Genomic DNA, 19640 nt, shown 5'->3' on the forward strand with positions numbered 1-19640 from the left:
TCCACGGTCTCAGCAAGGACCGTTCGAATAGATTTCGACGAGATAGCCGTCCGGATCGTAGATATAGAGCTGCCGAGCTCCATCCGGACGCGAACGGGGGCCAGTAACCACGTCGATGCCAATTTGTTTTAATTGTTGGTCGGCTGCGTCGCAATCGTCCACTTCGAAGGCGAAGTGGAAACCGCGGGAGGGTTTACTACCGGCAAACTCCGGCATGCCTGATGGACCTGCTTCTTCACTATCGACGTTCATATGGATCTGGGTGGGGCCGACTTGGAACCACAATCCGGCAAAGCCAAAATCGGGGCGTTTCGTGACTTCCATTCCCAGGATGTCCGCATAAAAGGTCGAACTGGCTTCCAGATCCTTCACGACCAGTGTGATGTGGTCAATCGCTTGGACATTGAGACAAGTCGAACTGATACCGGACATTTTTTCTCTCCAGCGTGGCAATGGGCGAAACGCGTTGCGGAGACGAAAGTATACCACTGGCCGCCAAGCGGGTGATGCTCGATCCATCAGATTTGTTCTATCGTTCGACTGCATAGGCACCCACGCCCTTGGGCGTCGAGATGATCAGCGTTCCCCCACCCGTTTCGCTGGGGTAAGCGGAGAGGCCGTTCACCGAGTCGCCAGTCCTGAAAAAATCAAAGAATTCGCCATCATCACTGATCATGTGGATGGACCCATCGGGCCCGACCAACAGCCATTGGTTCTCCTGACCCGCCAATAATTTCGATGACTGAACCGTTTCGACCTGACTACGATAAAATCCCGCAGGTAATCCGTAGCTCCACGCTTCCTGCAGTGCATCGCTGAGCCCGACGGCGATAAGCCGTCCGTCGACCGTTAACGAGATGCCTAAAAATTGGGTGGGTCGGGATGATGGTGATCGGTTTGCTGTCAGGTGATGAATCGGCCGGTTGGGGATCGTTATCGCCGGCCCTTCTTGCCCCGATCGACTTAGAGATCGCAAGGTGCCCCGATCGCTCGTAATTAACAGGTAAGGTGGTTTTGCCAGGTATCGTGGTGCAATCGATGTCACACTGGGGGTTGCCCGATTGCTCCAGACACGATTGCCTGATAGGTCGACGCAGTGAATGCCGGCCGGATCGGCAAAACCGATAAATAACTCCAGTTGGCCATCCTTGTCGACGTCGAGTAATTCCACGTCCAAGATTTTCAGCTTTGATTCACGCGTTTTCGGGTAGCTGAACACGACTTGAAACTGCTCGTTCAGGAGGTGCATTTGCTCGCCAAGTTGGCTGAATCCTGCGTAATACCGCTTGCCGTCCGCGTTGACACTGGTTCGTAGACGGGTGATTCCGGCAGATTCACTCAGCGGCAGCTGCATTCGCATTTTCACTTGCCCTGCTCCATCGAGTTGGACGATCTCGTGGGTGCCGTTCAACAGGCTGATCAGTTTGACGTCTTGTTGGCTGCTGACTACGACGGAATTGCCGGGCGAATCGAGTTTTGACGATTGCCAAAGCTCACGAAGTTTCAGCTTTTGAGGCTCGGAAGCGGCTGGCAATTCGGTCTCGGCTACAACACTTGGTTCGGACGAAATTCGCGCCAGAACCAACTGTCTTTCATACGCTTTTTGTTCTTGCGAAATTCGCTGTTTTACTTCCAAGCCAATGTTTTGTCCGGTCGCAATTCGCTCAATTGCTCGAACCAAGTTTTCGCGAATGTTGGGGTTCGCACCCACTTCAAAAAATTGCAGACGCCGTTCCTCATCTAAAATTACAACCGTGGGCGCATCTTTGATCTTCAGTAGGTCACGACCGGCGGCGGAAGGGTCCCGCAACACGGGGAATTCTAATTTCAATTGATCGGCGAGCGCTTGTAATTGTTGGTTCGACACGGCTGCAGCGTTGTCAGCGCAGATCGCAGCAAATGCAAGTTTGTCGCTGATGCGAGCCAAATCATCTTTCGCACGTTTGATCCGCGGTAGGGTCGCTCGAGAAGTCGGGTGGTCCTGAAACCAACAAAGAATGAGTGTTTTGCCCGACCACGGGTCATTGTCAAAAGGCCGATTCTCGAGCGTTTCGAGTGGGAAATGGGCGATCGTATTGCCGAGTAAGTCGCTTGGAAGTTTGACGGGGGGCAACACGAAAAAACGAACGAATTCGCTGTCAGCCGGTGGTTGGCGATTGAACGTCGTTTCCACCGAATCTCCAAAACGAACGTCATGCATCTCGAGTCTGAAAGAGCATTCCCGAGGTCGTTCTGATTCGGGAAGTTGTCCAAAAAGTAATTCCGGCGGGTATTCGATCCGTCTCAAAGCCTCATCCTGAGGCGACCACCAAAAGATATACGATCCCGAGGGGAGGCTAATCTGATAGCGTTGGCAGGTGACCTTATTGAGAGTTTCATCATCCAAACGGACGACCGTGCCGTTTGCTGCGAGCTGCGGGAAAAACTCGCCATTCATCAAGAGTCCCAGTTGGGATATCTCCAAATTCAAAGGCATGCCAAATAACGCACTCATGGCCTCGTTGGGTAAGGCTGGATTGACCAGTTCCGTGGCCGCGTAGATTTGTGTTGCCGTCAACGTCGCTGGTGCTGGCATCCGAATGACCTGTCCGTCCAGGTTGTTTGTCGTTGGATCGATGATTTGTGTCCACAACGACGTGCTATCACTATGGAGTTCGAGTGAGTTGACTCCACGCATAATCTTCATGTCGATTTTGTTGGGACGCACGAACCGTGTTTCGATCCGAGCGTTGTCAACCGTGCGATGGTTGCCCTGTTGATAACGAAGCGCAATCGTAGCTCGATCTGAGTAGGCTTTGCACTCTTGGTACCGAGCAAAGATTCTTTGTAATTCTTGTTTGGCGTTTGGCGAGCCAGTGGAGCGGACTGGAGTGGGGGTTTCACCGCAGCCTGCGAAAATTGGAGCGACAATGAAAATCCATCGAATCAAGGCTCGAGGCTGGTTTTTCTGGGCGGGCAGGATTCGAGTTAAGTGGGCATGCATGGTGGCTTCTATTTCAAACGAAAATGAGTCGGAGACGAAAAATTGATCAAGAATTCTTTGCGAGATCGAGCCTCCAGCAGCGATTACGGAAGCCAAGTACCGACGAATTATCGGCAAATTGATGCTGACTCACCATACCGGTTCCGCAAGCGAGGGGGTGCATCCTCCTAAGGCTCTTTGTCTACCAGCGCTCAGACACTCATTGACCGAGTTTGCACCTGCTCTTAGGCTGTGCGTTTGCGCGATTGGAATCCTACCGGTTCGCTGTTTTATCGATGGGTGAGTGGAAGCCATGTCTACCTATGAATTTGGAATCGATTCGGAGTTCTCATTGCCGGATGAGATCGGCGTGAGCCAATATGGAGCGCCGGCGGGAGAGGCGGTGGATGATGCGAAGGCGGCGGTACTCGAATCGCTTCAAAATCCTCACGGATTTCCGCCCCTCAACCAAACGATAGTGCCGGGTGATCAGGTGACACTGGCCATTGGCGAGGGATTGCCCCAAGTGGCGGCTGTGGTGGCGGGGGTGGTCAATGAGTTGTTGTCTGCAGGTATTGAGGCGGATGCGATTCGCATTGTTCGTAGTGCTGTAGATGCTCGCTTGTCACGTGCAAATCCTACTCGCGATTTACCCGCTCCGATTCGGGATCGGATCGAAGTGGTCGTTCACGATTCATCAGATCGAGAATGCTTGAGCTTGCTGGGGCATTCCGTACACGAGGATCAACCTGTCTATGTGAATCGTCAAATCGTAGACGCCGACGTCGTCTTGCCACTGGGGGTGATCAAAGCCTCGGGTTCGCTTGGATATCTGGGCGTGCATGGGATGTTGTTTCCGACTTTTGCTGACGATGAAACACAACGCCGCTTCAATGCGCCGGAATCATCATTGGCGGATGTGGAACTTTCGCGTCGTCAGGAGGAAGCGAAGGAAGCGAGTTGGATGCTAGGGGTCCGGATGACGATTCAAGTCGTACCGGGAGTCGGTGACCAGCTTGTGGAGGTATTATCTGGGGATGCGACGGTCATTGATCAAATTGGTCGAGAACGATGTGGGAAAGTTTGGGGAGTCCATGTTCCCGAGCGAGCTAGTCTGGTGGTGGCGACTCTGCCGGGGGGGCGTGAGCAACAGTCTTGGTCTAATTTTGCTCGAGTTCTCGATGCGGCACTACGAGTAGTTCGCGATGACGGAGCAATTGCCGTTTGTTGCGATCTTAGTGCCAAGCCCGGCCCCGCGCTCAAACGCCTCGCGGGAGCTGAATCGTTAGACTCGGCAAATCACGCCGTCCAGAATGATCGGAGTTACGATGCATTGACCGCAACCCAGCTCGTTCGAACGCTCCAACGAGCGCGTGTCTACATGTTAAGCCAATTGGAGGAAGACGTTGTCGAGTCGTTGGGAGTCGCCTACGTTTCTTGTCCCGAGGAGCTGATTCGACTCGCTTCCCACTATGATTCTTGTATCTTGTTGCAGAACGCACACCAAGCCGTTCCGATTGTCGAGTCGGAAGAAGAATAAGTGAATAATCCCAGATCCAAGGAAGCTTTGATGAACGGATATGATGCACTGACAAAAGAATCCGGTCTGGTGGATTTCTGCGATCGGACTCAAATTGAGTTCAGCGGGGAAGATCGAAGCGCATTTCTGCACAATCTATGCACCAATGACATCAATAAATTGAATTCCGGAGATGGTTGTGAAGTGTTCATCACAACGGTACGTGGAAAAGTACTCGCTCATGGAATCGTCTTCTGTACACCGACTTCACTGATCTTGGAAACAGCAGCAGGGCAGGGCGATCTGCTGATGGCGCACTTCGATCGTTATCTGATCAACGAGGATGTTCAGCTTTATGATCGGTCGTCCGAGTGGTGCGAATATTTGTTGAGCGGGCCGCAAGCCGAACAAGTCTTGGCGGAGTTATACGTCGCTGAAATACCTGCGACTCAGGGCGCTCATCAGGCAGTCCAAGTTGATCGTGTTGACGGTTGGATACGTCGGGTACCATGGTTGTCAGCAAGCACTTTCCTGATTGGGACTGCTCGCCTGGATGCCGAAACGTTGTGGGGGTGTCTCTTAAAGGCAGGCGCCCACGAATGCGATCTCGACAGTTTTCATGTCGTGCGTTTGGAAACAGGTTACCCCTGGTTTCCCGTCGACATCGGTGAGGCGAATTTGCCGCAAGAAGTAGCTCGAGATGAAGAAGCAATCAGCTTTCAGAAAGGTTGTTATCTCGGACAGGAAACGGTTGCTAGGTTAGATGCCTTGGGTCACGTTAATCAGATCCTGACGTTGATTCAACTGGCCGGTTCGGTGGTGCCGTCCGAAGGTACGGAAATCGTAAGCGATGGACAGGCTGTCGGTCGTGTCACTTCCGCGACGTTTTCTCCTCGACTTCAAGCACCGATCGCATTGACCGTGCTCCGATGCTCCGCCTTGCGGCAAGCTCTCAACGTGGGCGAAATAACCGCTTCCGTCGTGGCACTGCCAGTCAATTGACAATCGATGGTCCGAAGGAGTTGATTGGTGCGCGCGATCGTCTTCGAACAATTTCAACAACCATTGCAAGTTTGTGACGTGCTGGATCCAACACCGCCCGCCGACGGTGTTGTGATTTCTGTTGCTGCCAGCGGTCTTTGCCGGAGTGATTGGCATGGTTGGATGGGACACGATCCGGATATTCAGCTGCCGCATGTGCCGGGACATGAATTTGCCGGCCGGGTTGCAGAGGTTGGGCCTGAGGTGACACGATGGCGGGTCGGTGATCGTGTCACGGTGCCGTTTTGCGTCGGATGTGGTGCCTGTGAGACCTGTCTACAAGGTGACCTGCAGATTTGTGATCACTATTTTCAACCGGGTTTCACAGCCTGGGGGGCGTTCGCAGAATATGTTGCGATTCCTCACGCTGATCTAAATCTTGTTCAACTCCCAGAGGAATTGGCCTTTGACGCGGCGGCCAGTTTGGGCTGCCGAATGGTGACGGCCTTCCGTGCCGTCGTTGATCAAGGACGGCTTCAACCTGACCAATGGATTGCTATATTCGGCTGTGGTGGGGTTGGACTCTCGGCGGTGATGATCGCGAAGAGCTTGGGAGCGAAGGTCATTGGGATCGATGTCCAACCGTCTGCTTTGCAAATGGCTGCCCAATTCGGGGCGGATTACATGATTGACCCCGCCAACGAGGATCCTGTCGATGCGATTCGCGACCTGGTGCCGGCTGGTGTTTCCGTGACAATCGATGCCTTGGGCCGTGCGGATATTTGCTGCCAAGCGATTGCCGCTCTGCGCAAACGTGGCCGGCATGTCCAGGTGGGTTTGTTGGCTGGAGCGGAAGTGTCATTGTCTTTGGATCAAGTGATCGCGAAAGAGCTTGAGCTGTTAGGAAGTCACGGAATGTCTGCCCAAGCATACGGACCATTGCTCGAGATGATTGCGTGCGGGAAACTTCACCCCGAGCGATTGATTGCGGAAAAAGCCCGCCTCGATGATCTTCCCCGACTGCTGCCCCGCATGGGACGAAATCAGCACCACGGGATCACCGTCATTGAATTGACGCAGTCGGATTGACGTTGTTTTGTGTCGGACCGCAGCTTCGTTTTACGACCGGAACAAGGTTGTTCGAAAACCTACTTATTGGCATCCATCACCCGCTGAACAATCGACGCGTCAAAGTAGTTGATCGACATGCCGGCGTCCACCACGATTTGTTGGGCATTGATGCCACTCGATCGGGGGCTGAGTAGGAATGCGGCCGTGTTTGCCGCCTCGCCGGTTTGCACGGCCTTGCCACGTGGGATTACTTGTTCGGCAAACAGGTAGGCGTCTACGTATCCCGGGATCCCTGCTGAGGCACTGGTCTTGAGCAGTCCGGGGGCGACTGCGTTAAAACGCACTTGCGAAAACTGACTAAATGACTTCGCCAAGAATGCGAGCGATGAATCCAGAGCTGCTTTGACGGGTGCCATGAAACCGTAGTTTTCGCTCGCCATCCGAGTTGTTGAAATCGAGACGGTGACGACCGAAGCATCCTGGCTGAATAGGTCCTTAAATGCATTGGCAATTGCAATCAGTGAGTAGCAGGAAACGTCAATCGTACGAAGGAACTGTGCTTTTCCCGTTTCGTGGAATGGTTTCATGCCGCCGGAGTAGTCGGCGAATGCGATGGAATGCAGGAGACCGTCAACCTGTGGATGCTGCTGTTCAATCTGAGTTTTTACCGCGGCAATTTGCTGCTCGGACTCGACATCGCAGACATAGATATCGGATTCCGGGAAGAGCTTTGAAACCGCTTCGCGCCGTTGCTCGGAACGAACCACGTAAACGACATTCGCGCCAGCCGCTGCGACGCACTTGCCGACATGATAAGCGACGCTTTTTCGATTCGCGACACCAAAGATAACGATCGTTTTGTCTTCAAGCTGTAGGAAATCCATGAGGTGCCCTTGAGGTTGTGCCCTTGAGTTCAGACCCTTGAGTTCAGACCTTTGAGTTCAGACCCTTGAGTTCAGACCTTTGCCCGCAAAACCCTCGGGCTGAGCGGTTGGGGTTCAAGAGACATCTTGTGGAGCTGCCAGAGCGCAGGCAAATTCGAATCTCAGTACCGTTTCCTTGCCTCGCATCATCTTGGCTTTCATGAAGAAGGCATTTGAGACCTTTTCGATAAGCTCTACCTCGATTTGAACTTGGTCGCCTGGTCGAACCATTTTTCGAAAGCGAACATCGTTCATGCGAGTGGCGACGGGGACGCCTTCCCCTGGGGCTTGCGCGAGGAGGATTGCCCCGGCTTGCATGCTTGCTTCACAAAGAATGATCCCCGGCACGAGAGGATAGTTGGGGTAATGTCCTTGGAAAAAAAACTCTTCGGCTCGGAACGTCTTTTGGCAAACGATTCGGTTGTCGGATTGTTGTACGACTTCATCGATTAACAGCATCGGCGGCCGGTGAGGGATCATCGCCTCGATCTGTTGCTGATTCATGGCGCGGGGGCTGTCTGGAGACATGAGCCTGATTTCGTTGAGGTTTTCATGAGCAGAGCGTCAACATCGTTGGCGACGATGACTCCATAATTTATCGCGCCTAACCAGCCCGACATGATGATTCCTACGCTGCCAGCGTGAAAAAGGCCGCCCACTTGTTCGGGGAGTGATCTGCTGACAGCCAAGCCTTCGAATTTCGTGCCGAAGCTGGAGCCCTGCAGGTGTTTCGTGTAGTGCTGAAACGTTTTGGGCGTTGCGACTTCAACGTGGTCCACCCGCTCACGAATGTTCGGTACGTAGCGATCAAGATCATCAAGGGTTGATTCGGCCAGATCGGTCTTGCTTGCCTGGTAGTCTTCCTTATTCAACGCGTTCCAATCTTCAAAGTTGGCGTTCGTGCTGGAAACGATCAAGCAACGCGGTCGACCCTCGGGACGAGTACGAGGATAGTAAAACGAATAAGTGCGACTGGTGATGTCGCGGCTCAGTAACAGATCCGTGCGGAACAGGGGTGCTTTGGAACTGAACAACAGATCGCCAGTTGACTCCTCCACTCGTTCGTCTTCCTTCAACGCCATGTAGACTTGCGTACTGCTGTTGTTGAGTCTGACTTCTTGAGCGTCTTCGACGAATTTCTTGTCCAGATGGTCTTTTCCGACTAGTTGAAAGATCGTTGATTTTAGGTTTGCATTGGAGACGACAGCGGACGTTTTGATTGTTTTTCCATTCACCTGAACGCCGGTTACTTTGCCCCGGTCGACGACGATTTTTCCCACATCACTACGGATGCGAATGTCGACGCCGTTGTTCAACATCTCGGCCTGCATGTGTTTGACTAGCTTGTCCGTCCCACCCTCGAAGGTGAAAACACCTTTGGACATGAAGTTTGAGAAAACAATTCCATAAGTGATGGCAGGATCTTCCAGAGTCGAACCGTTGGCGTAAGTAATCGGTTCCATCAACAGCCGAATTACATCTTCTCGACCGGGGAAAAAACGATCGAACAGTTGCCGGGTTGTTGTGCCCTGGTCGTCGTAGAAGTTCATGCCGCGAGCCGTATCGAAGAAACCATTTACGTTCGCCGCTTCGATCTTGAAATGCTCAGTCAGTAGCCGAGTGAAATCCTCTCGGTTGAAAGAAGTCGTCAGCGAGAACATCGGATTGTCGAATCGAATGTTCTTCAGTTGGACAATTGAATCTGCGATTTCCCTGGTCCAATAACGACGGCAGCTCTTGATCATGCCGTAGGGAAATCCATGCAACGAAATGTCAAAGATGTGTCCACTCGGTCGCTTGAACCAAGTGGCCATTCCGCCCAATTTGTAATGTTGCTCGAGTAGCAGAACAGATCGTCCGGCGCGCGCCAAAACATTGGCCGCAGTCAGTCCGGCTAAACCGCTGCCGATGACCACGACATCGTACGAATCTTTCGTGCCTTTCAGAAAATCCCTTGCCATACTCGTTTTGGTCCCGAAGCTTGGAAATGAAAATTAACTTCGCAAGCAGTGCTGATTCGCGATTGAGATTCCACTGATGATCGACCCTATGATACCGACAAAGCCCTGATCTGTCCCGCACACATACAAGTTTTCGATGTCAGTTGTGCCGTCTAGCTGCTTGGTAGGAGCGCCGTAAACGGCGCCGTTGTCGTGCCAAGTGAAACGGCGGATCGTGGCGGGCGTAAAAGTGTCGGTGTCAATGACGTGCCCGCGAAAATCCGGCACGAAGCGAACAGCGGATGCGATCGCCCGGTCGTACCACCTGAGCTTTTCTAGCCGGTATTGTTCCTCTGACAAGGCTGCCCATCGATCGAAATTCGCGATCGTCGTGATGCGGATGACTCCGTCCGGCAAACGTTTTTCTTCATCGTCGGAGTCGTAAAGGAAATTGTTGGGGGAGCAGATGACCCCCGTGCGGACGTCGCACAGTTCGTCAATCGGTTTCTGCCAATGGAACTTTTCTGAGTCGTTGTAAAACACGATGGTGCGGTTATATCCCACTTCGACGGGCTTCCTGTCCAGGACCGAAATGGATTCGACAAAAGAAAGTTGGCCGGCGTCCGCTGTGCTTACGCGGTCGACATCGTCGCACATGCGCATCGTCTCGACCCAGCCGGCTGATGAGAGGATTCGTTTTCCCTCGATTTCGGTGCCATCATCGAGCACCACGCCGGTGGTTCGACCGTCCTCGATGTGAATGTGGTCCACGCCGGCGCGTAACCGGAGTTCGCCCCCCAGTTCGCGGTAGCGTTTGACCAAGTTTTTGAGAATCAGACGGACGCCTGCCAGTGGCCTCGCAAAACCTTCCATGAAAATGCTACGGAACATAATGCAAAATTGCCCGAAGTCCATGTCGTTTTCACGCGCATTGCCGTACCACATCAGCGGGCAGAGCAGCATTTCGATGAGTAGAGGTTCGCTGATCTCTTCCGCCAAGATCTCTCTTGCCGATAACTCGTATTCGTTGGCTGAGAGATCGTCGTAGTCGACAATTCTGCCCACAACTCGCTCAAAACCATCGATTTGATCAGGGAATCGCGACGAAATCTCCGATTTAAGTAACTCGAGGTCGTTGCCGAAGTCGAGTTTCGCGTCCGGAAATGCGATCGTTGAACCAATCTGTGGAGACAACGCAAAATCTTCCCAGCGAAATCGCAACTGCCTTAATAGTCGCGCAAAAGGACCCTTCTTGGTTCCTTTCGGCGTGAAGTTGGTAATCGCGTGCAAGCCGACGTCGTAGTCACGGCCGCGCAATCGATAGAAGGAATTCAGTCCGCCAATCGTGTAATGGCGTTCCAGAATCAAAACCTTCTGGTCGAAGTAGGCAAGGCGAATGCCGGCCGCGAGACCGGACATTCCTGCACCGATGATGATCGTATCGTACATCTCAAGAGGATCTGGCGAGCGCTAACGGTTGAGGGGGCACCGAGTGTAGTCGTGGCAAAACTTTGAGCAGGCGCGCTCGCGAGATTGCAGCTGAAGGCAAGGTGGATAGCTAGACGGCGACATCCTTCATTAATGGTTCCAAGTAAGTGCAAGTGCTCTGCATGCTGGCCAGTTCCGGATAGTCCTCTTCCGGAATCTGAATCCGATAACGCTTGCGCAATTCCATCACGATATCGAGGAAGTCCATGCTGTCTAATTCCAGCTGATCGCGAAAGGCAACATCGTCTTTCAAATCACTTAAGTCTTCATCCGGTGCGATATTCTCGAGGATGTCGAGGATCACGCCGCGGATTTCGTTGGGTGTCATTCGTTCACTTACTCCCGTTGATGAACTGATTAAAACCTTTTGATGATGACAACCGAATTGATGCCCAGCATGCCAAACGAATTGTTGAGGATATATTCGACCTTTTTCAATTCGCGCGGTTGATTTGCAACCAAACCGGGCAGCTCGCATTCTGGATCAAGTTCTTCGACATTGATCGTTGCGTGACAGACTCCGTCGTCAAACGACACTAAATTACCCGCCAGTTCTAAGGCGCCCGCGGCGCCCATGCAGTGGCCGATGAAACTTTTTGTATTATTGAATTGAACTGAATCGCAGCCTCCGAAGGCACGTCGCAAGGCTGCGCACTCTTGGGAATCGCCGCTGGAAGTACCTGTTGCGTGCGTGCTGACGATGTCGATCTGATTTGCCGACAAGCCCGCTCGCTTCAAGGCCAACTCCACACACTCCGCTTGGCGGTCACTGTTCGGCAGCACGAAATCGGTCGCGTCTGTGTTGATTGCGTAGCCCGCCAATTCACCATAGATTTTTGCTCGCCTTCGCTTCGCATCACTCAAACGCTCCAAGACATACATGCAGCCGCCTTCCGCGACCACGATGCCCGTGCGATTGGTGTCAAAGGGGCGGGAAGCTTTCGTGGGATCGTCGTGCTCTGCCAACGCGCCTTGACTCTTGAAGCTGGCAAAGATCCCGAAGGTGTGAATGCTTTCGGAAACGCCTCCGGCCAAAGCGACATCGCATTCGCCAAGCCGTAACATTTGCGCACCTTGAATTAGTCCTGCGTTGCCCGCCGCACATGCCGCTCCGATCGTGTAGTGCGGGCCGTTTACACCTGTGTTTAACGCCACTTCCCCGGCCGGATTGTTGGCAACCGTCCGTGGATTATGGTGATGCGACCAAAAGGCCGTATCGTAATCGTATCCCTTGAGTTCGAAAATCTCGTTTTCCGTTTCCACGCTACCGTGCTCGGTCACACCGACGTAGATGCCTACGCCTGCCTTATCGACGTTTTCCCAGTCGAGACCGCTGTCAGCAATCGCTTCACGCGTGCTGTAAATACCCACGGAGCCGGCACGCGTCCCTCGACGGGAGTCCTTGCGGCTCTGGTATCGTCGAGTGTCGAAATCGCAGACGCCCGCCAGCGTCTTGCCGACATAACGAATCTCATAAGGGCTCACGCCACTACGCCCCTCCAGCAGGTTCTCCCGAAAAGTTTTCAGGTCGTTCCCGTTGGGGGAGGTCAAGCCGATGCCTGTGATCACGATGCGTTGATCCTCAGGCAGGTCAACCGTCGACGTCGAAGCAATCATCTGCGATCCTTGCGTTTCTGTAAACTCTTGAGGCTACCCATTCACCCACGAGTTGGCAAGACGCCGCATTCCCTCCGCGGTTGAAATACGGGGCGAATATCCAAAGTCGTCGCGCGCGCGCTGAATGTTAAAGTGGTGGGAACACGCTAACTGGGATGCCAGGAAGCGGGTCATGCGGGGTTCCTGCTCGAGCCGCAGCCCTCGGTGGATTGCTTCCAATATCGTCCCCAGTTGCCAAGCGGTGGTGAATGAAATCTTTCGCTTGATGTGCGATTGTCCCGCGAGCTTGAGGAGATCGTTGATCCAGTCCCAGCAATTGACAGGCTCTCCCTGGCTGATGAAGTAGGCGCGTCCGTTCACCGGCGAGCCTTTGCCCAGCGCATCGCAAGCCTGGAGGTGGGCCTCGGCCGCATTTTCGACGTAGACCATGTCAATTAAATTTTGGCCATCGCCGACCTGTCGAAGTTTTCCCGATTTCGCCCGCTCGATCAGTCGCGGCACTAAGTGGCTGTCACGTGGCCCCCAAATGAGGTGTGGACGCAAAGCACAGCTGTAGAGTTGATCGCTACAGGCAGCCAAGACGGCTTTTTCTGCCAACGCTTTGGCGTGTGGATAATGGCAGAGCCAGCTATCGGGATAGGCGGCCGTCTCATCCTGGTTGATTTGGTCGCTGCCGTCAAAAGTGACGCTCGGACTACTGGTGTAGATTAACTTTGGAACGTTTTGGGAATGACAAGCGGCGATCACATGTTGGGTGCCCAGCGTGTTAATTTCATAATAGTCGTTCCACTTGCCCCAGATTCCTGCGATGGCCGCCGTATGAAAAACGGCGTCGATGCCCTCGCACGCTTGCTCGACCGCATCCGGATCTCGAATGTCCGCCGAGATGCAATCCATGCCGGCGGCGGCCAGTTCGGGGTAGTTCCCTCGAGCGAGCACACGGACTTGGTCGCCCCGCTGCTGTAATTGCTCCGCGATGTAGCGGCCCAAGAATCCCCCGGCACCGGTGACTAACGCCCGCATCGTTTTGTGGTTCCCGTCGTTCCCGCTCTCTGTAACCTTCAGTCGCTCGAGAAAACCTTCAGTCGCTCGAGAAACGCAAGTCCTCAATCGCCGTCTGACGTCGGGGCAAAGCCCATGGCAGCGTAGAAGCCCATCGCCGCTCGCCAAGCACGTAACGTTTCAATCTCCATTTGGCCAACCGCCCGTTGTCCGCATTCTCGCTCGCAGGCCAGCACAAGCAACCGCCCGATGCCGCGTCGTTGGTGCGTCGGGGCGACCGCCAGCCAGTGAAGTCGGCCAGCATGGGTGTCAATCCGCGGCAACTCCAGCGTGATCGCCCCGACAAGCGTCGGGCCGTCAGTGGCAAAAAACGAGCAGGAATTGGCGAACCAGGGGCGCGTTTGTAGCTCGCGACGAAAATCAGCCAGCTGCCAACCCCGGCTTGCTGCCCGCTCAAATGCCCGATTTTGGAGTTGGAGCCAGGCCGGCAAGTCCGGTTCGATCGGCCTTCGCACGAGTTGCAGCGGTTCCAGCGGCTTGGCCAACTTTTCGCTTGATGCGGCGGTCGTGTGGACTTTTTTCAACAGCCGGACGACCGGCGAGCGGTTGTCTGGTTCGGATTTGGGCCATTTCATGGCCTTTGATCCTACCCGGCAATCGGTGCGAACGTCAGTCGGCCGCCCCGGTCTGATCAATTGATGGCTGGATGAATGAAAACTTTCATTTCCGGGCTTGTTTTATGACATAATTAAGCACTAGAATGCCGGATCTGGTCTTTTGTGATTGAAAGTAGTCTCGTTATCGGCCATAATCGCCGTTTATCGCTAAGTTGTTTGAATGAAACCAGTCAATGGATCGATTTTATGCTGACGGAAGAGCGTCGAAGCCGGCTTCTTGATTTGGTGCGGCAGCGTGGATTTGCCTCACTGCCCGAGTTGACCAGTGAAATGCAGGTCTCGTCCTCCACGATTCGACGAGATTTGGACTATTTGGAGGAAACCGGTTCGGCCAAGCGGACGCACGGCGGCGTGTTTTATACGGGGCCGACCCCCAAGTTGCCGCACTTTGATCAGCGGCAGCAGATGGAATGGGATCGCAAGAAGCAGATCGCTCAGCGGGCGGCCGAGTTGGTCGAAGACGGGGACACCATACTCCTTGATGGTGGCAGTACGACCTACGAGTTTGCCCAACGATTGATTGGCCGCAATTTGCAAATTGTGACCAATTCGTTGCCGGTTGCCACTTTGTTCAGTTCGGGGGGCGCCAACGATTTGATTTTGATCGGTGGCTACGTGCATCAGCGGACGGGTGTTTGTTTGGGCCCCTATGCGAATCGGATGGTGAAGGAATTAAGTGTTCGTCGAGCGTTTCTCAGTGTGGCGGGAATCAACGAGCGAGGTTGCTTCAATAGCAACTTGTTATTGGTCGAGACTGAGCAGGCGATGATGAGTGTTGCAGATGAAGTGATTGTGTTGGCGGACAGTACAAAATTTGGACATCAGAGCTTGGCGTTGATGTGTCAGCTTTCAGATATCGACACGCTGATTGCAGATGCGGATCTCGTTCAAGATTGGCGTAGCAGAATTTGCGCCGCTGGTGTGAATCTGTCGGTCGCGGGTACGACGGACAACGGCTAGGAGTATACAGGTATGTCAGCAGCGAATGGAACAATGGATCGAGATGCGATTGAACGCATTGTACGGCAGATCGTATTCGCCGGTGACACGGCCACATCGGCCCCTGTTGCTGGCCCTGTTGCCGACGAATTGGTAGTCAGTATTTCTGCGCGGCACTGCCACCTCACCGATGCACATGTCGAAGCTCTTTTTGGTCCGGGTGCGACATTGACGCCGAGTAAGTCTTTATATCAAGACGGGTTTTTTGCAGCCGAAGAGACGGTCATGTTGGTCGGTCCTCGACGTCGCATGCTGCCAAATGTGCGCGTGCTTGGACCAACCCGTCCCGACAGTCAAGTGGAGCTGGCGTTTACCGATGCCATTTCACTTGGGATTGCTGCACCCGTTCGTATCAGTGGTGACGTGCAGGGGACGCCCGGTTGTGTGCTGGTCGGTCCGCAGGGCGTGGTGGAATTGGAGCAAGGCGTAATTCGAGCTGCTCGGCACGTTCATATGAATTTTCAGCATCTCGCTCAATACAACGTTGAAAACGGCGAGGCGATGAAACTGCGAGTTGAGTCCAATGGATGCTCGCTAGTGATGGAAGATGTGATTGTTCGTGCCGGAGAGAATATCAAGCTGGAGGTGCACCTTGATACGGATGAGGGGAATGCTTGCTTCCTCGATTCGGCCAGCAAAGTTGAGTTACTCAAGCAGGAACCGTGTGATTGTCATAAACCTTGAGTCGATCTTTATGTTCGACTTTTATCTTTCGGCGGGCTTCGCTCGCTCAAAAACTGTTGGGAGAAAATGAAACGATGGCCAAAACACTTGAAGCCTTAGGCATGATCGAAACGAAGGGCTTCGTCACCTTGATCGAAGCCACTGACGCGATGATGAAAGCGGCGAATGTCAACTTTGTTGGCTGGGATAAGGTTGGCAGCGGGCTGGTAACCGCTTTTGTGACCGGCGATGTGGCAGCAGTGAAGGCAGCGACGGACGCGGGCGCCAATGCGGCTGGCCGCATTGGTGAAGTTGTCAGCGTCCAGGTCATTCCAAGGCCCCACGAAGATCTGAACATTGTTTTGCCGCCGCCGGTCAAGACGGGCAAGTAAATAAGTTTTCATTGAGACGCAAACGAGGAATTGTAGTTATGCAAAATGCAATTGGATTAATTGAGACAAAAGGTTTGGTCGGTCTGGTTGAGGCTACTGATGCGATGGCCAAGGCAGCCAACGTGCAGATTGTCAAACGCGTATCGATTGGCGGTGGTCTGGTAACGACGGTCGTCAGTGGTGATGTGGGCAGTGTTCGTGCTGCAGTGGAAGCCGGTGCTCAGGCGGCCTCGCAAGTGGGTGAGCTGGCGGGCAGCCACGTACTTCCTCGTCCTGCGGAAGGCCTGATGGAAGCGTACCTGGGTTAGTCAACCGGTTGCAGAGACTCGTCTGGTGAGGGCTCTGCAGAACGCGTTGTTGGTGATGGAGCGATCATGAAGATCTTGGTAGCGAATCTCGGATCCACGAGCTTTAAATACCGTTTGTTCGACATGTCGGATGAGCGGCAACTGGCACGTGGCGGGGTTGAGCGAATTGGCTCAGCCGAGAGCCACTGCTTTGTGCAGATTGGTGAGCATACGGAGGAGCTGACGGCTTCGATTCCTGATCATGCGTTGGCGGTTAGGCAATGCTTATCGCAGTTGACCGACGCGGAGCACGGTTGCTTGGGGGATGCGTCCGAAGTCGCCGCCATCGGATTCAAGGCGGTTCACGGCGGGCGAGTTAGCGGCGTGCAGCGGGTTAACGACGATGTCTTAGCAGCGATGGCGGAAATGAATCAAGTGGCGCCGGCTCACAACCCGCCCTACATCGCAGCAATGCGACTATTGGGAGAGCGGTTGCCTGAGATTCCCCTGGTTGCTGCCTTCGAAACAGGTTTCCATCAAACCGTTTCACCAAGCCATCGTTACTATGCGATTCCCAAGCAATGGTCAGAGAATCTTCAGATTAAGCGCTTTGGTTTTCACGGGGCCAGTCATTGTTACATCGCGACGCGTGCCGCGGAAATCACAGGACAAACCGATCAACGTGTGATCTCTTGCCATTTGGGAGGCTCTAGCAGTTTGTGTGCCATTCGCAATGGGAAGAGTGTCGCCACGACGATGGGCTTGAGTCCTCAGACGGGATTGCCACAAAACAATCGCGTGGGTGACTTTGATCCCTTTGCGTTGCCTTTAATTATGCAACATACGGGCAAGTCTCTGGATGAAACCTTGCATGCGTTGGCTTGCGAGAGTGGCTTACTTGGCCTCAGTGATGGCGTCAGCGGCGACATTCGCGACCTGGAGCAAGCCGCGGCCGACGGTGATGAAAACTCGCAGTTGGCACTGGATGTCTATATCGCCGAAATACGACGACATCTGGGCGGTTTACTGGTTGAACTGGGGGGAGTGGACCTGTTGGTGTTTACCGGAGGCATCGGTGAAAACGGAACACAGGTTCGTCGCCAGGTGTGTCGCGATTTGGCGAGTTTAGGACTTGAGTTGGATGAGTCGAAAAACAAGCTGGTCGACGGTGAAACGTCGCTGCAGACCCCGGCGAGTTCCGCTCAGATTTGGGTGCTTCCTACGAACGAAGAATTGATTGTTGCCCGTCAGACGCAGCAACTGATACGAGGTTAGTTTCATGTTTGTTGCCAAAGTGACCGGATCGTTAGTTGCGACTCAAAAAGTCGATTCCATGGTGGGTTTCAAGTTGTTGATTGTCGAACCCTATCGTTTGGAATCCAAGCAAAGGAAGGCGTTGACGACAACTGGTAGAACCTTTGTTGCGGTCGACACGCTGGGAGCAGGCGAGGGGGAGTTTGTGTTAATTACGCAGGGCTCAAGTGCGCGCTTGACTCCGGAAACAAAAAATATGCCGATCGATACGGTCGTCGTTGGAATTGTCGATCAAGTGCATGTTGATCAACTCAGTGTTTATTCTCGCGAGGACGACTAGTCGAAGTCATTAACCAACACCAACACCAACACCAACCCAATCCCGATTCGGTGTTCAATTCGGATATATGAGAAACCGTTATGCAAGTGAACGAGCAATTGATTCGCAACGTTGTCAGTCAAGTCTTAGCCGAAGTCGGTGGTGGAGGACTGCCTCCAACGCAGACAAGTTTCAGCGGGCGGCATGGAGTGTTTACCTGCGTGGATGAGGCCGTCACCGCAGCTCGTGCGGCCTTCGAGCAACTGTCAGAGCGTACGCGTGAGGATCGAAAGACGATCATTGACCACATCCGTCGCATCTCAATCGATCAGTCTGTCGAGTTGGGCACGATGGAAATGAATGAAACAAAGATTGGTCGACTCGATCATAAGATCGCTAAGTTGCAGACGTTGGGGACACGCACGCCAGGCGTCGAGTTTATGCGTAGCGAAGTGTTTAGTGGTGATCATGGACTGGCAGTCATCGAACACGCTCCCTTCGGAGTCATCGGTGCGATTACTCCGGTGACTCACTCACTGCCGACGATTACAGGAAACGCGATCAGTATGATCGCGGGTGGGAACACGCTTGTCGTTAACCCTCATCCAAGCGGGCGAAAGGTTGCGGCGGAAGGCGTGCGACGATTCAACGAAGCAATTTATAAAGACTTGGGAATCGATAACCTAATTTGTGTGATTGCCGAACCCACGCTCGAATCTGCTGACCAGATCTTTCACCACCGCGATATTGCCATGATTTGTGTTACGGGCGGCCCGGCCGTTGCCCGGGCCGCTTTGAATTCTGGTAAGCGGGCTGTGGTTGCCGGGCCCGGTAATCCTCCGGTCGTGGTCGATGAGACGGCTGATCTGGATCGAGCGGCCCGCTCCATCATTGCAGGTGCCGCCTATGACAATAACCTGCTCTGCATTGCGGAGAAAGAAGTTTTTGTGGTCGCTTCTGTGTTCGATCAATTGATGGTCGCGATGGAGCGAGCGGGAGCCGTTCGACTGACGGGTCAGGAAATTGATCGTCTGACTTCGGTTGCCATCACTCAAGTTGGTGAGGGCGAGAAACGGCATGATGTGGCAGCCAAGGAATTTCTCGGACAGGATCCGCGTGTCCTGGCCGAAGGGGCGGGGCGTAAGGTTCCGACTGAGACGGAGTTGCTATTTGGCGAAACGGATGAAACGAACCCCTTTGTCCCTGTCGAGCAGATGATGCCTTTTGTTCCCTTTGTTCGTTGTCGTGATGCCCATGAGGCGATTGACAAGGCGAAGCAGTATGAACATGGCTTCGGTCACACGGCAATTATTCATTCGACCAACGTACGCAATATGACGCGGATGGGTCGAGTCATGGATACCACCTTGTATGTCAAGAACGGTCCGTCTTTTTCCGCGCTGGGAATTGGCGGCGAAGGCTACATCTCTTTTTCGATTGCAACTCCGACCGGAGAAGGTGTGACGACGCCCCTGACCTTTACTCGTGAACGACGCTGCTCAATGATTGACGAGCTGTGTGTTCTAGGCCAACCGGAATAGATTTG

20 protein-coding genes are annotated in these 19640 nt (G+C 53.7%); 10 read left to right on the plus strand and 10 right to left on the minus strand.

Annotation, left to right across the window (positions count from 1 at the left end):
* Positions 1–9: 9 nt before the first annotated feature.
* Positions 10–432, minus strand: coding sequence for a VOC family protein (locus P8N76_10420; GenBank protein ID MDG2382076.1), 423 nt, complete (start codon positions 430–432; stop codon positions 10–12).
* A gap of 97 nt (positions 433–529) precedes the next feature.
* Positions 530–2983, minus strand: a complete 2454-nt coding sequence (locus P8N76_10425) for a hypothetical protein (GenBank protein MDG2382077.1) — start codon at positions 2981–2983, stop codon at positions 530–532.
* A 292-nt stretch (positions 2984–3275) separates the two neighbouring features.
* Here P8N76_10425 and P8N76_10430 point away from each other — a divergent pair, with 292 nt between their 5' ends.
* The 3 genes from P8N76_10430 to P8N76_10440 are packed head-to-tail and all read left to right on the plus strand — an operon-like array spanning position 3276 to position 6551.
* Positions 3276–4502 carry a lactate racemase domain-containing protein gene (locus P8N76_10430; GenBank protein ID MDG2382078.1) on the plus strand — a complete coding sequence of 409 codons (1227 nt, stop codon included), beginning with the start codon at positions 3276–3278 and terminating at the stop codon, positions 4500–4502.
* Positions 4503–4532: 30 nt separating this feature from the next.
* Positions 4533–5483: a glycine cleavage T C-terminal barrel domain-containing protein gene (locus P8N76_10435; protein MDG2382079.1), complete on the plus strand. Its 951-nt coding sequence runs from the start codon at positions 4533–4535 to the stop codon at positions 5481–5483.
* A gap of 27 nt (positions 5484–5510) precedes the next feature.
* A complete protein-coding gene (locus P8N76_10440; protein MDG2382080.1) occupies positions 5511–6551 on the plus strand; it encodes a zinc-dependent alcohol dehydrogenase family protein in 1041 nt (346 codons plus the stop codon).
* A 59-nt stretch (positions 6552–6610) separates the two neighbouring features.
* Here the strand turns inward: P8N76_10440 and P8N76_10445 are convergent, their stop codons facing one another.
* From P8N76_10445 to P8N76_10480, 8 genes are all read right to left on the minus strand, one after another.
* Positions 6611–7417 carry an SDR family oxidoreductase gene (locus tag P8N76_10445; protein ID MDG2382081.1) on the minus strand — a complete coding sequence of 269 codons (807 nt, stop codon included), beginning with the start codon at positions 7415–7417 and terminating at the stop codon, positions 6611–6613.
* Between the two features lie 114 nt (positions 7418–7531).
* Entirely contained in the window at positions 7532–7984 is a 453-nt protein-coding gene (locus tag P8N76_10450; GenBank protein ID MDG2382082.1) for a beta-hydroxyacyl-ACP dehydratase, read from the minus strand.
* Positions 7957–9417 carry an NAD(P)/FAD-dependent oxidoreductase gene (locus P8N76_10455; GenBank protein MDG2382083.1) on the minus strand — a complete coding sequence of 487 codons (1461 nt, stop codon included), beginning with the start codon at positions 9415–9417 and terminating at the stop codon, positions 7957–7959. Before P8N76_10455 ends, P8N76_10450 begins: the two co-directional genes overlap by 28 nt.
* Positions 9418–9450: 33 nt before the next feature.
* Positions 9451–10845, minus strand: coding sequence for an NAD(P)/FAD-dependent oxidoreductase (locus tag P8N76_10460; GenBank protein MDG2382084.1), 1395 nt, complete (start codon positions 10843–10845; stop codon positions 9451–9453).
* A gap of 109 nt (positions 10846–10954) precedes the next feature.
* Positions 10955–11212 carry an acyl carrier protein gene (locus tag P8N76_10465; protein ID MDG2382085.1) on the minus strand — a complete coding sequence of 86 codons (258 nt, stop codon included), beginning with the start codon at positions 11210–11212 and terminating at the stop codon, positions 10955–10957.
* 29 nt (positions 11213–11241) lie between these two features.
* A complete protein-coding gene (locus P8N76_10470; GenBank protein ID MDG2382086.1) occupies positions 11242–12501 on the minus strand; it encodes a beta-ketoacyl-[acyl-carrier-protein] synthase family protein in 1260 nt (419 codons plus the stop codon).
* Between the two features lie 33 nt (positions 12502–12534).
* Positions 12535–13524: an NAD-dependent epimerase/dehydratase family protein gene (locus tag P8N76_10475; protein MDG2382087.1), complete on the minus strand. Its 990-nt coding sequence runs from the start codon at positions 13522–13524 to the stop codon at positions 12535–12537.
* A gap of 83 nt (positions 13525–13607) precedes the next feature.
* Positions 13608–14138 carry a GNAT family N-acetyltransferase gene (locus P8N76_10480; GenBank protein MDG2382088.1) on the minus strand — a complete coding sequence of 177 codons (531 nt, stop codon included), beginning with the start codon at positions 14136–14138 and terminating at the stop codon, positions 13608–13610.
* 228 nt (positions 14139–14366) lie between these two features.
* Here P8N76_10480 and P8N76_10485 point away from each other — a divergent pair, with 228 nt between their 5' ends.
* The 7 genes from P8N76_10485 to P8N76_10515 all read left to right on the plus strand — a co-directional run bounded on the left by P8N76_10485 (position 14367) and on the right by P8N76_10515 (position 19635).
* A complete protein-coding gene (locus P8N76_10485) occupies positions 14367–15140 on the plus strand; it encodes a DeoR/GlpR family DNA-binding transcription regulator (GenBank protein ID MDG2382089.1) in 774 nt (257 codons plus the stop codon).
* 12 nt (positions 15141–15152) lie between these two features.
* Entirely contained in the window at positions 15153–15863 is a 711-nt protein-coding gene (locus P8N76_10490; GenBank protein ID MDG2382090.1) for a phosphate propanoyltransferase, read from the plus strand.
* Between the two features lie 74 nt (positions 15864–15937).
* A complete protein-coding gene (locus P8N76_10495) occupies positions 15938–16234 on the plus strand; it encodes a BMC domain-containing protein (GenBank protein ID MDG2382091.1) in 297 nt (98 codons plus the stop codon).
* A 38-nt stretch (positions 16235–16272) separates the two neighbouring features.
* Positions 16273–16542, plus strand: coding sequence for a BMC domain-containing protein (locus P8N76_10500; GenBank protein ID MDG2382092.1), 270 nt, complete (start codon positions 16273–16275; stop codon positions 16540–16542).
* 66 nt (positions 16543–16608) lie between these two features.
* Entirely contained in the window at positions 16609–17796 is a 1188-nt protein-coding gene (locus P8N76_10505) for an acetate/propionate family kinase (protein ID MDG2382093.1), read from the plus strand.
* Between the two features lie 4 nt (positions 17797–17800).
* Positions 17801–18115, plus strand: a complete 315-nt coding sequence (locus P8N76_10510) for a EutN/CcmL family microcompartment protein (GenBank protein MDG2382094.1) — start codon at positions 17801–17803, stop codon at positions 18113–18115.
* An 80-nt stretch (positions 18116–18195) separates the two neighbouring features.
* Positions 18196–19635 (plus strand): aldehyde dehydrogenase EutE, encoded by a 1440-nt coding sequence (locus P8N76_10515; GenBank protein MDG2382095.1) that lies wholly within the window; start codon positions 18196–18198, stop codon positions 19633–19635.
* The last annotated feature ends 5 nt before the right edge of the window (positions 19636–19640 follow it).

The organism is Pirellulaceae bacterium, from assembly GCA_029243025.1.
Classification (GTDB): domain Bacteria; phylum Planctomycetota; class Planctomycetia; order Pirellulales; family Pirellulaceae.

Coding starts and splice junctions, on each gene's coding strand:
- P8N76_10420 (MDG2382076.1), bottom strand. CDS start 432: ATGTCCGGTATCAGTTCGACTTGTCTCAATGTCCAAGCGATTGACCAC.
- P8N76_10425 (MDG2382077.1), bottom strand. CDS start 2,983: ATGCATGCCCACTTAACTCGAATCCTGCCCGCCCAGAAAAACCAGCCT.
- P8N76_10430 (MDG2382078.1), top strand. CDS start 3,276: ATGTCTACCTATGAATTTGGAATCGATTCGGAGTTCTCATTGCCGGAT.
- P8N76_10435 (MDG2382079.1), top strand. CDS start 4,533: ATGAACGGATATGATGCACTGACAAAAGAATCCGGTCTGGTGGATTTC.
- P8N76_10445 (MDG2382081.1), bottom strand. CDS start 7,417: ATGGATTTCCTACAGCTTGAAGACAAAACGATCGTTATCTTTGGTGTC.
- P8N76_10450 (MDG2382082.1), bottom strand. CDS start 7,984: ATGTCTCCAGACAGCCCCCGCGCCATGAATCAGCAACAGATCGAGGCG.
- P8N76_10455 (MDG2382083.1), bottom strand. CDS start 9,417: ATGGCAAGGGATTTTCTGAAAGGCACGAAAGATTCGTACGATGTCGTG.
- P8N76_10460 (MDG2382084.1), bottom strand. CDS start 10,845: ATGTACGATACGATCATCATCGGTGCAGGAATGTCCGGTCTCGCGGCC.
- P8N76_10465 (MDG2382085.1), bottom strand. CDS start 11,212: ATGACACCCAACGAAATCCGCGGCGTGATCCTCGACATCCTCGAGAAT.
- P8N76_10470 (MDG2382086.1), bottom strand. CDS start 12,501: ATGATTGCTTCGACGTCGACGGTTGACCTGCCTGAGGATCAACGCATC.
- P8N76_10475 (MDG2382087.1), bottom strand. CDS start 13,524: ATGCGGGCGTTAGTCACCGGTGCCGGGGGATTCTTGGGCCGCTACATC.
- P8N76_10480 (MDG2382088.1), bottom strand. CDS start 14,138: ATGAAATGGCCCAAATCCGAACCAGACAACCGCTCGCCGGTCGTCCGG.
- P8N76_10485 (MDG2382089.1), top strand. CDS start 14,367: ATGCTGACGGAAGAGCGTCGAAGCCGGCTTCTTGATTTGGTGCGGCAG.
- P8N76_10490 (MDG2382090.1), top strand. CDS start 15,153: ATGTCAGCAGCGAATGGAACAATGGATCGAGATGCGATTGAACGCATT.
- P8N76_10495 (MDG2382091.1), top strand. CDS start 15,938: ATGGCCAAAACACTTGAAGCCTTAGGCATGATCGAAACGAAGGGCTTC.
- P8N76_10500 (MDG2382092.1), top strand. CDS start 16,273: ATGCAAAATGCAATTGGATTAATTGAGACAAAAGGTTTGGTCGGTCTG.
- P8N76_10505 (MDG2382093.1), top strand. CDS start 16,609: ATGAAGATCTTGGTAGCGAATCTCGGATCCACGAGCTTTAAATACCGT.
- P8N76_10510 (MDG2382094.1), top strand. CDS start 17,801: ATGTTTGTTGCCAAAGTGACCGGATCGTTAGTTGCGACTCAAAAAGTC.
- P8N76_10515 (MDG2382095.1), top strand. CDS start 18,196: ATGCAAGTGAACGAGCAATTGATTCGCAACGTTGTCAGTCAAGTCTTA.